Consider the following 10,920-nt stretch of genomic DNA (forward strand, 5'->3'; position numbering starts at 1 on the left):
TTGCTTCGCTGCACCTCCTCTCGCTGTGTTTGGCTGCGCCAAACGGTCGCTGCGCTCCCACGCCCGGATCAATCCCTCCACTCAGCCTTCCGACGTCGCCCGTGGATCAAGATCAAAAGCTGCAGCCGAGCTAACGCTCATCCTGTTGAGTGGGGCGGCTTTGCCGCTTGGGTTGTACGCACATTAAAACTGTGGGAGCGAGCTTGCTCGCGAAGGCGGCCTGACAGCCGCCCAATCTTTTGCTGACAGCACGCGATTCAATTGTAGGAGTGAGCCTGCTCGCGATAGCTATCTCTCAGACACAGTAGCTATTGCGGATGTACCCAAATCCTTGTGGGAGCTGGCTTGCCAGCGATGGCGATCTATGAGCCGACCAATTCCCGCCGGTTGCACACATTCACTGTAGGAGCTGCCGAAGGCTGCGATCTTTTGACTCTGATTTTTTAAAATGAATATCAAGATCAAGATCAAAAGATCGCAGCCTTCGGCAGCTCCTACACATGCGTATTTCAATTCGGGATGTTTAAAGGATGTTTCGATTTTGCGGAACCTTCCCACAATGTTTTCAGGTTGTCCGTCGGACGTGCGGTCTCTAGCCTGTGTTCGTCGCTGCCAATTTAGCGACCGGGCATGGAAACCCGAAGACACGAGAGAGCAGATACGCCTTTCATAACGTATGCTTGCGCACTTTCATTGTGTGCACTCTGTTATGGCGGTTGTGCGCGGGAGACATTCGTGTCTGCCGGGTTGCTCTCTCCCGGATTTCCAGCCTGCGTACAGCTGCCACCCATTTTTCCTGGAAGTCGAATGGGCCAGCTGCAACTATCAATGAGAGAGAGTTACCATGAAAAAACCAACACCCAACCCCCCAGAATCAGACGCCGACAGCACATCCCCCTACGCCTCAGTCGATAGCAAAAAACTCCACGAAGCCGCCGACCGCGCCCTCGATTTCTACCTCAATCCCACCGCCCACATCATGTCCAGCGCCCACGAGCCGGAACCCATGTACCTCGCCAACCCCAGGTACAACACCGAATCCCTGCTCGCCAACGCCAGCGAAACCCTCGGCTCGGCCAGCGAAATGCTCATCAACTTCGCCGCCTCGTTGGAAACTTCACAGCGCAAAACCGCCTTGGGCATCGCTCAAGTCGTCATGCTGGGCGAACTTGCGGTGAATCAAGCGCTGGATCACGTCGAGTTGAAGGATGGCTAATTAGATCGTTCCCACGCGCAGCAAAGGAATGCCGCCCCTGACGCTCTGCGTCAAATTCGCAAGTTGGAACGCGGAGCGTCCCGAGAGTCATTCCCACGCAGAGCGTGGGAACGATCAAAGCTGCAGCCGAGCTAACGCTCATCCTGTTGAGTGGGGCGGCTTTGCCGCTTGGGTTGTACGCACACTAAAGCTGTGGGAGCGAGCCTGCTCGCGATAGCTATCTCTCAGACACAGTAGCTATTGCGGATGTACCCAAATCCTTGTGGGAGCTGGCTTGCCAGCGATGGCGATCTATGAGCTGACCAATTCACGCCGGTTGCACACATTCACTGTAGGAGCTGCCGAAGGCTGCGATCTTTTGACTCTGATTTTTTAAGATGAATATCAAGATCAAGATCAAAAGATCGCAGCCTTCGGCAGCTCCTACACATGCGTATTTCAATTCGGGATGTTTAAAGGATGTTTCGATTTTGCGGAACCTTCCCACAAGGTTTTCAGGTTGTCCGTCGGACGTCCGGTCTCTAGCCTGTGTTCGTCGCTGCCAAATCAGCGACCGGGCGTGGAAACCCGAGTAACTACAGAGCGCACAAGCGCCATTCATAACGTATCCTTGCGCACCTTCACTGTGTGCACTTTGTTATGGCGGCTGTGCGTGGGAGACCTTGTGTCTGCCGGGTTGCCTCTGTCCCGGGTTTCCAACCTGCGTACAGCTGCCACCTATTCGCTTGGAAACCGAATGGGGGGCCAGCTATAACCGTCATACAGGGTAAATAAACATGAAAAAGCCAACACCCAACCCCCCAGAATCAGACGCCGACAGCACATCCCCCTACGCCTCAGTCGATAGCAAAAAACTCCACGAAGCCGCCGACCGCGCCCTCGATTTCTACCTCAATCCCACCGCCCACATCATGTCCAGCGCCAACGAGCCGGAACCCATGTACCTCGCCAACCCCAGGTACAACACCGAATCCCTGCTCGCCAACGCCAGTGAAACCCTGGGCTCGGCCAGCGAAATGCTCATCAACTTCGCCGCCTCCCTGGAAACCTCACAGCGCAAAACCGCACTGGGCATCGCTCAAGTCGTCATGCTGGGCGAACTGGCGGTGAATCAAGCGCTGGATCACGTCGAGTTGAAGGATGGCTAATTAGCTCGTTCCCACGCGCAGCAAAGGAATGCAGCCCCTGACGCTCTGCGTCAAATTCGCAAGTTGGAACGCGGAGCGTCCCGAGAGGCATTCCCACGCAGAGCGTGGGAACGATCAGAAAACCGTACCTCCACGGAAGCACGGTTTTTTGTGTTGAGACGAGGAAGCGATCTTAATCGGGGTCGCGTCGAGGGTACTCCTGACGCGCATGCAAGATGCTCACAATCTCAATGTGGTCCGCCACTTGATAAACGACAAGATAGTTCGGGCTTACCACAATCTCTCGAGTGCCGGGAGAGCGGCCTTTGCGATACAGGTGTGGATGCCAACAAAGCGCAGATGTAGTTTTTACCACGGACTTGTGAAGTGCAGTCGCCGCTACAAAATTTCGCTCGCCAATGTGCTTCAGGATTTTCGAGAGTTCGACCCGAGCCTTGGGTCGCCACTTAATCTGCATCAGCGCTTTTGCGCATTGATTCCATCAAGGCGTTGATTTCCTCCATCACTTGCTCATGGGGAATACTCGGACGCGGATCATCGAGAGAGGCCTGTACTTCGGCCCGAAACCAGCGGTCATAACTCGCAGCCTGTTCTTCAGGATCAAGATCCGAGACGACTGGGCACAGCGGGTCAATCATCTTTGGGTCGATCATGGCACCTCCGGGATCAATGCCTGGAAGTCTATTCGGTAAGGGGAATGTTGTCGTGGTTGTCTGGATGAATTGCACGTTGGTCGAGCTCCTTTGGGTTCAGGTTGTCCCGAAAAATCCTAGTCCTTGCGCTTCCGACGGCCAACCGCCAGAGGTAGTAGGAAAACGTGCAGCTTTTCCAGAAACCATTCCTTTTTCTGTAGGACGTGGCTGATCTGACGCTTTAAAGAACGCGTGTCGTTGATCGGTCCTACGGACACAAAAAAACCGCGACCCCCCTCACCAGAGAATCGCGGCCCATCAACACCCAACCCCTACTGCTGCAACACCGTCGCTTGGTTAGCCGAGCCAAACTGCTGAATATTCGCCGTCTGCGTAACCCCACTCTGATCGACATTGGCAATGTTCCCCGTCCCGCCCTGGGTCACATACGCCACGTTCATCGTATCCGCCTGCTTCACCGTGATCATGTTGTCACTGCCATACAACTGGGCGGTATACGCCTGGTTCCCTGACCCCGACTGATCGAAATCAGCGCTGTTACCCGTGCCATTCGAAGACCCCTGCACCAGGTTGCCCGTCCCGCGCTGATCCGAGATCAGAATGTTGTCGCTGCCATTCTGATCAAAATACAGCTCGTTATACGACTCCGCCTGACTGACCGTGGTCTTGTTGCCCGTCCCGGTCTGGTGCGTGGTCATCACATGGCCGACGCCATCCTGAGTGAAGCTGGCGATGTTGCCATTGCCCGCTTGAGTGACGGTCGCACGCTGGTTGCTGCCGAACTGCCCACCCGATTGCGGGCCTTTCCAGTTGCTGGCGTAGACCTTGTTGTCGTTGCCCACGGAGGTGGCACTGAGCGTGTGGCCGTCGCCGCTCTGGTAGGTGTAGTGCACGTTACCGTTGCCAACCTGGTAAAGCGCCAGTGTCGAGTTGACCGATTCGAACTGGTCGGCGTAGATCGCGTTGGTGTTGCCGACCTGGGTGACGGCGGCGGTGTTGTTTTCGCCGAAGCTTTGGTCGACCACGGTTTCGTTGCTGTCGCCGTATTGGTTGACGGTGGCTTGGCTGGCGAGTTGCGAGTCTTGCCAGATTTCGCTGCCGTTGAGGTTGCCGAACTGGTTGATGGTGATGTTGCCGCCGGTGCCGTTGCGTTGGTCGCCGTAGGCGTAGTTGCCTTCGCCGGCCTGGTTGATGCCGATCTGGCCGCCGTTGTGCAGCACTTGTTCGGCGGTGCCGTAGTTGGCGGTGCCGTATTGAGTGATCACCGAGCTGTTGCCGCTGCCTTCATAGAGTTGTTCGATGTTGGCTTCGTTGCTGTCGCCGAACTGGAAGGTTTTGCCTTCGCTGCCGTTCTGCGAGTCCTGATAAATGAACGAGAAGTTGCCGGTGCCTTGCTGCTGTTGCAGCGCGTTGTTCGGTGAGCCGAAGCCCAGCGACTGGCTGGCGTGAGCGGTGTTGAAGGCGCCGACCTGTTGTTGGGTGATGGTGGCGTTGTCTTCGTAAAGTTGCTCGGCGTAACCGGCGTTGTAGTCGCCGACCGCGTCCTGGGTGATCACGCTGCTGGCGTGGTCTTGCACGGCGGCGGCGTCGTTGCCCTGGCCCAGTTGGGTCTGGGTGGCGGTGCTGAACGGGGCCTGGGTCTGTTTCACATCCGCGATGTTGGCGGTACCGGCCTGGCTCTGGTTGGACAGGCTGTCGTCGGCCATCGCCTGGGCACTGATCATGACCAGGATGGCGGCGGTGAGGGGCGTCAGTTTGAACATGATGAACTCTCCGATGATTTGCAGTGCTTAGCGATATTGCTTGACCGAAACGCTCATGCCGTTGCCCGACTGGGTCACGGCGCTTTGCAGCCCCGTGCCGGCCTGCTCGATGCTGGCGTCGTTGTTGTTGCCGTTTTGCGAAATCTGCGCGCGGTTGTGGCTGCCGTTCTGAGTGATCGAGGCGGCATTGCCGGTACCGTTCTGGTTGATCAGCGCCATCAGGTCGCTGCCCTGTTGCAGGATGTACGCCTCCTGATTGCTGCCCGACTGCACGATCTGCCCGAGCAGCGACTGACCATTCTGTTGCAGCAGGGCGACGTTGGCCTGGCCGAGCTGGTCGATCAGGGCTTGCTGACCCACCGGTGGGGGCAGTTCGCCGAGGTCGCTGCTGGTTGGGGCAAGGTCATCGTTTTCCATCAAGTCGTCGGCGCGCACACCCGCACTGCTGCACAGCAGAAGCAGGCAAAGCAGGGCGGCGGTCGGCGTGTTCATGGTTCACATCCTGTCAGGCGTTAACCGGTTTGGAGACCGCCCCAGCCACCCGAAAGTGGCTGGGGTGTTGGCTTACAGCGTGGTTACCGAGACCGTGCGCACGGTGCCCTGGGACGAGCGGATCGTTGCAGTCGGGTTGGCCGATGGCACCACCGTCGTGTTGTTCAGCGTCAGCCGCCAGCGTCCGGTGACCGGTACGGTGGTGGTGCCGAGGGTGACCAGCCCGGTCGGGGTGGTGACCTGCACGGTGATGGTGTTGCCGGTGGTCACTGACGAGGTGCCGGTGAAGTCCCAGTTGAAGCGTCCACCTGCTCGCGCCTGCACCGTTGAAGCCGTGACGGTGAAGGTTTCCGCCGCTGGCCGTGGCGAGACTTGCACCGTGACCGTGGCCGGCGTCGACAGGGCGCCGAAGCTGTCCCGGGCGATGTAGGTGAAGGTCGTGGTGAATGCCGTGGTCACGGTGGCCGGTGGCGTGTAGGTGATCACCGTGCCGTCAGTGCTGACCGTGCCGCGGCCGGCGGCCGGTTGGGTCAGGCTGGCGACACCCAGCGGCACGTTGCCTTCCGGATCGGTGTCGTTGGCCAGTACGTTGATCGGAATCGCCACACCCAATGTGGCAACGCTGTCGGCGACGGCGGTCGGTGCCCGGTTTGGCGCGACGGTAATCGTCACGGTGGCCGGGTTGGCCGAGGCCAGGCCTTTGGCGTCTTGCGCTTTGTAGGTGAAGGTGGTGGTCAGTGGTGTGTTGACCACGGCTGGCGGCGTGTAGACCACGGCAGCGGTGCCGCTGAGGGCGACGGTGCCTTGGCCGGCCGCCGGTTGGGTCAACGCGGTGATGCTCAGCGGATTATTACCGTCGGGATCGCTGTCGTTGGTCAACAGGCTGAGGGTGATCGGCACGCCGAAGCTGGTGCTGCCGGTGTCGGCATTGCTGATTGGCGCCTGGTTTTCACCGGTGTCCGGTGCGGTGCCGGCCACGACAACGGGCTCGGTGTCACTGCCGCCAGCGGCGGATTTCACCGTCACGGTGGCCGGTGGCTGAGTCAGGTCGGCGACGGTGATGCGTTGCAAGGTGCCGGTTTTCGACAGACGCCCATAGCCTTGGGCAACCATGTCCGGGATCGCCACTTCATCGGTCGATGTCGCTTCGATCAACAGGGTTTTGTTAGCCCAGTTGTAGCGCGCGGTCTGCACTTTCACCACGTCGGTGAGTTTGCTCGACACCGATGTCGGGCGGGTAGTCCCGGCCGGGTTGGTCGCGGTCACGACCACGATCGAAGGCAGCGTGCCGTTGCCCAGGCGTTGGCCGAAGAACAAGCCGGTGTTGTCACCCGTCAGGCTGGTTTGGCAAGGCGTTGGTGGCGGGCCGGGCAGCAGCGCTACGGTTTCACGGAAGCACAGAGTCGAGCTGGCGTCAGCTTTGGCGAACACTTCGGCACGCACACCTGCCGAAGTGCGGCGATAGGTAGCGCGGTCGATGTCGACATGGGTTTGCTGACGGCTGTCGAGCACCTTGCCGGCGACGGTGAACAGGGTGGTCTGAATGGTGCCAGCGCCGGACGGCCCGACGATGCGTACGAAGTTGGTGTTGAACGGGCTGCCGGTCACCGCTTCAGTGAGGTTCGGGTCGCCGACGAAAGTTTCGACGCCGCCGGTGTCCGGGTTCACTTCGGTGTAGGGGCCGTTGACGCTGCGCAGGAACGGTCCGATAGCGCCATTGAGCGTGCCGCTGAAATCGCCCGGCGCACCGATGCCGATATCTTTGGTGATGTTGATTGCGCGGCGCCCTGGGGTGGTGACGTTGACGGTTTCGACGCCATACGGGTGAGTAATGACGTAGGTGCCGGCTACGGGGACGTTCACCCGGATACGGATCCGCGCGAAGCTTTGTTGATCGCCGTCAGCCGGGTTTTCCGAGGCGAACGCCGCTTCGATCCCGGCGACATACGCGTCCATGCCATAGCCGGCACCGTTGTTGGGGATCGTGGTTTCGGCGAGAAACCAGAAGGCTTCCGGCGGCCAGTTGTCGGGGAACACCATTGGCAGGCTGTCATCGAAGATGCCCGGTTCCGGCAACAGGGTGCACATGTAGGCCGGTGGCGTGGTGACGCCGACGCGCGAACTGGCGGCGCGCGACTGGCACAGTTCCATCGACAGGTTATTGCTGTCCTGATACCACATCGGGAATTTCCCGGTGGCGAAGGTGTAGGGGCCGGGGTCGACGGCGGCGAGTTGCGCATAGGCACTGCCGGTCAGCGAGAGAGCGAGCCCGAGCGCGTTGAGCGCAAAGCGTGGCCACTTGTTCATGATGCCTCCTGATGCGGATCTGGGCATGTGAGCGTTCATTGCACGATGACCACTTCTTCGGTATCGCTGCCGCCGTTGGACGACGTCACGCGGACCTTGGCTGGCGGTATCGGCGAGATCCCGGTGGCCAAGCTTTTCACCGCGCCGTCGCCGCTCAGCGCACCGATGGCGGCACCGCTGCCGGAGGTGGCGGTGAGGACCGGCGGCGAGGTTTCGTCACTGGTCGAGGCCACCACGGTCAGTTGTCCGGAGCTCAAGCTGTATTGCGCGCTCTGGATCACCACCAGGTCGGTCAGGCTCATGGGCAGGGTGGTCGGCGTGCTGCTGGCGATGGCAAGGTGGTTGTCGGCAGTCACTTGCAGGACGCTCGGCACGGTCGGGTTGGCCGACGATTGCGCGTACCAGGCACCGGTGGAGTTGGCTTCGGTCATGTTCAGCACCGGGGTGAAACTGGTCACGGCGACGGTGCCCGGGGCTGGCGGTGCGAGGACGAACACGTCCTGTTGGGCCACCGGTGCGCTGGTCCCGGCTTTGCGCGAGTAAGTGCTGCGCTGGGTGATCATTGGCGTTGGCCGGACCACAGTCGACAGCTTGCCGGAAACCGCGAACGTGTTGGAACGCAGGTCGATCCCGCCGGGGCCTTCAATGCGCACGTAGTTGGTGTTGAACGGGCTGCCGGTGACAGCCTCGTTGAGGTTCGGGTCGCCGACAAATTGCTCGGCCGCGCCGCTCACTGGGTTGGTCTCGGTGTACGGGCCGTTGACGCTGCGCAGGAACGGACCGATGTCGCCCTTGAGCGCGCCGTCATAGGTCTTAGGCGTGCCGATGCCGATGTCGCGAGTCATGTTGATCGCGCGGCGACCGGGGGTGTCGATGTTGAACACATCGACGCCGTACGGGTGGGTGATCACGTAGGTGCCGGCGGTGGGCACATCGACGCGAATGCGGATCCGCGCGAAGCTGACTTGATCGCCTTCGACCGGTTCTTCGGCGGCGAAGGCGGCTTCGATGGCACTGACGTAGGTCAGGTCGATCCCGCGCGCCGCGTCGACGAGGGTGGTTTCACCGGTGAACCAGAATGCTTCGTCAGGGAAATTGGTCGGGAAGACGATCGGTTGCGCGTCGTCGAACACCCCGGGAGTCGGCAGCAGCGAGCACATGTACGACGGCGCGCCGGGTGCGCTCGGTACGCGAGAACTGAGTGCTTTGGACAGGCACAGGTCCAGGGTGCGACCGTGGGTGTCCTGATACCAACTGGCGAAACCACCGTTGGCCGGCGCGTACGGACCGGGGTCAACAGCAAACAAAGCGGCCTGAGCAATGCCCTGGGCCAAGGCGCTCACGACCAGGACGGTCGCGGTTTTGGACAGTAAAGGGTGCATGAGTTAATCCCTCTATCAAAGTACCTGCCCCTTGGGGATGGGTCAGTTGCACAGGGCCTGTACACCTTCCATGCCAAGGTGCGGTGGATGGGCGGGAGAGGGCCGGATTAGAGCGGTTTGCAGGTGTGAAGTTGGGGTTTTTGGCCCGCGGGGAAAGGGCGTCATTCCCCAGAATCGGGGACGGTGGGGATGAACACTCATGGCCTGCCGAACACAGATCCTTGTAGGAGTGAGCCTGCTCGCGATAGCGGTCTCCCTTTAACAAAAATGTCAGCTGACCCACCGCGATCGCGAGCAGGCTCACTCCTACAAGGGATTAGCGGTGTCTGTGGGATCAACTCAACCGGGTCAATATCCCCGCATCCGGGCAAACCCCCACCCGTGGGCTATAACCCTATAGGGACGTATCGGGAAGTCGCCGCCATGAACATGCAGTCGAAATCGCTACCGGTCGAGGAGGGCAATCTACGGTTGGGCTCGCGCAAGCAGCCGTTCAACCTGCTGCGCTGGTTTTCGCTGATCAGCATGGCGGTGATCGGCACTGTGGCCGTGGCGCTCGGGACGGTGTCGACGCGCTTCGTAATTGAAGAAAGCGTGCAGCGCGATGCTTTGCTCACGGCGCAGTTCATCCAGGCCATCGCTTCGGCCGAAGTGCGCCACGTGTCCATTCCCAACATCCGCACAATGGGCGAATTGCTCGATCCTCGACAGGACAAGGATTTTCCCGATGTCGACCCGCTGGCCCGGGCGGGCGCGCGGGGTGAGTTTCTCGATCACATCGAACACCTGCCGGATGTGATCCTTGCCAATATCTATGCGCCGGATCGCCAGGTGATCTGGTCGACCAACCCTGTTCTCATCGGCACCAGCATCCATGCCGACGAAGACCTCGACCGCTCCTTCAACGAAAAGATTCCGGTGTCCGCCAGTTACCACGACGTCGACAAGGCCCGTGAGGAGCAGAAGTTCGTCATCCCGCCGGATTACATCTTCATCGAGAACTACATCCCGCTGTTCGACGCCGAGGGCAAGAACGTCACGGCGATGGTCGAGATCTACAAGGAACCGAAAGACCTGATCGCCCGCATGGAGCGTGGCTTGACCCTCATCTGGCTGGCTACCGCGCTCGGCGGCGGGCTGATTTATCTGGGCCTGTACTGGATCGTGCGGCGCGCGGCGATTCTGCTCGCGGCCCAGCAAAAGCAACTGATCGCCAATGAAACCTTTGTCGCGCTGGGCGAGATGTCTTCCGCCGTGGCGCACAGTTTGCGCAATCCGTTGGCGACGATTCGCTCCAGTGCCGAACTGGCGCTGGAGTTCGACGCCGGCCCGGCAGAAAAGAACATCAAAGACATCATCGGCCAGGTTGACCGCATGTCGAAATGGGTGCGCGAGCTGCTGCAATCGTTGCGTCCGCTCAATGATGACCCGGAACCGGTGAATCTGGTCGCGGCACTGCACGAAAGCCTCGTTGCGTTTGAACAGCAGATCGCCAAGGCCGGTGTGCAAGTGGTGTTTCATCCCCAGCACACGCCGATGGTGCTCAGCCAACCGGTGCAACTGACGCAGATCCTCAACAGCCTGCTGGCCAATGCACTGGAGGCGATGGACAAGGGCGGCACGTTGACCGTCAGCCTGGAACCGAGCGACGACCGTGGCGTGTGCGTGGTGCTCAGCGACACCGGTAAAGGCATGAATGAGGAACAACGCACCATGGCCTTCCGGCCGTTTTTCACCACCAAATCGGGTGGTTTGGGTGTGGGTCTGGTGCTGGTCAAACGCATCATGGAGCGCTTCGGTGGCGGCGTGACCCTCGACAGCCGCGAAGGCGAGGGCACCACCGTGCGCCTGGCCTTCCAACTCGTCCCCTGATTAACACATTCCCCCTGTAGGAGCTGCCGAAGGCTGCGATCTTTTGATCTTGATCTTGATCTTGATCGTTCCCCCGCTCTGCGTGGG

The 10,920-nt window shown here is 60.2% G+C and carries 9 protein-coding genes; 3 read left to right on the plus strand and 6 right to left on the minus strand.

What is annotated here, in order from left to right; all coding sequences use genetic code 11:
• Positions 1-844: 844 nt before the first annotated feature.
• Positions 845-1,216, plus strand: a complete 372-nt coding sequence (locus FGA82_RS21405) for a DUF6124 family protein (RefSeq protein ID WP_141128637.1) — start codon at positions 845-847, stop codon at positions 1,214-1,216.
• A gap of 776 nt (positions 1,217-1,992) precedes the next feature.
• The gene (locus tag FGA82_RS21410) at positions 1,993-2,364 is read left to right on the plus strand and encodes a DUF6124 family protein (RefSeq protein WP_141128638.1); all 372 of its coding nucleotides are present in this window, start codon (positions 1,993-1,995) and stop codon (positions 2,362-2,364) included.
• Positions 2,365-2,536: 172 nt separating this feature from the next.
• Here the strand turns inward: FGA82_RS21410 and FGA82_RS21420 are convergent, their stop codons facing one another.
• The 6 genes from FGA82_RS21420 to FGA82_RS21445 form a co-directional block, all read right to left on the minus strand.
• On the minus strand, positions 2,537-2,821 hold the full coding sequence (locus FGA82_RS21420) for a type II toxin-antitoxin system RelE/ParE family toxin (protein ID WP_141128640.1): 285 nt from the start codon (positions 2,819-2,821) through the stop codon (positions 2,537-2,539).
• Entirely contained in the window at positions 2,811-3,017 is a 207-nt protein-coding gene (gene relB, locus FGA82_RS21425) for a type II toxin-antitoxin system RelB family antitoxin (RefSeq protein ID WP_099758590.1), read from the minus strand. The genes FGA82_RS21420 and relB overlap by 11 nt, the downstream gene beginning before the upstream one ends.
• A gap of 311 nt (positions 3,018-3,328) precedes the next feature.
• Positions 3,329-4,780, minus strand: coding sequence for a curlin (locus FGA82_RS21430; protein WP_141128641.1), 1,452 nt, complete (start codon positions 4,778-4,780; stop codon positions 3,329-3,331).
• A 27-nt stretch (positions 4,781-4,807) separates the two neighbouring features.
• Positions 4,808-5,272: a curlin gene (locus FGA82_RS21435; protein ID WP_141128642.1), complete on the minus strand. Its 465-nt coding sequence runs from the start codon at positions 5,270-5,272 to the stop codon at positions 4,808-4,810.
• A 72-nt stretch (positions 5,273-5,344) separates the two neighbouring features.
• On the minus strand, positions 5,345-7,579 hold the full coding sequence (locus FGA82_RS21440) for an Ig-like domain-containing protein (RefSeq protein ID WP_141128643.1): 2,235 nt from the start codon (positions 7,577-7,579) through the stop codon (positions 5,345-5,347).
• Positions 7,580-7,614: 35 nt separating this feature from the next.
• Positions 7,615-8,961, minus strand: a complete 1,347-nt coding sequence (locus tag FGA82_RS21445; RefSeq protein WP_141128644.1) for a hypothetical protein — start codon at positions 8,959-8,961, stop codon at positions 7,615-7,617.
• Between the two features lie 423 nt (positions 8,962-9,384).
• Here FGA82_RS21445 and FGA82_RS21450 point away from each other — a divergent pair, with 423 nt between their 5' ends.
• Positions 9,385-10,833: an ATP-binding protein gene (locus tag FGA82_RS21450; RefSeq protein ID WP_141128645.1), complete on the plus strand. Its 1,449-nt coding sequence runs from the start codon at positions 9,385-9,387 to the stop codon at positions 10,831-10,833.
• Positions 10,834-10,920: the final 87 nt, after the last annotated feature.

The organism is Pseudomonas fluorescens (genome assembly GCF_005938625.1).
Taxonomy (GTDB): domain Bacteria; phylum Pseudomonadota; class Gammaproteobacteria; order Pseudomonadales; family Pseudomonadaceae; genus Aquipseudomonas; species Aquipseudomonas fluorescens_BD.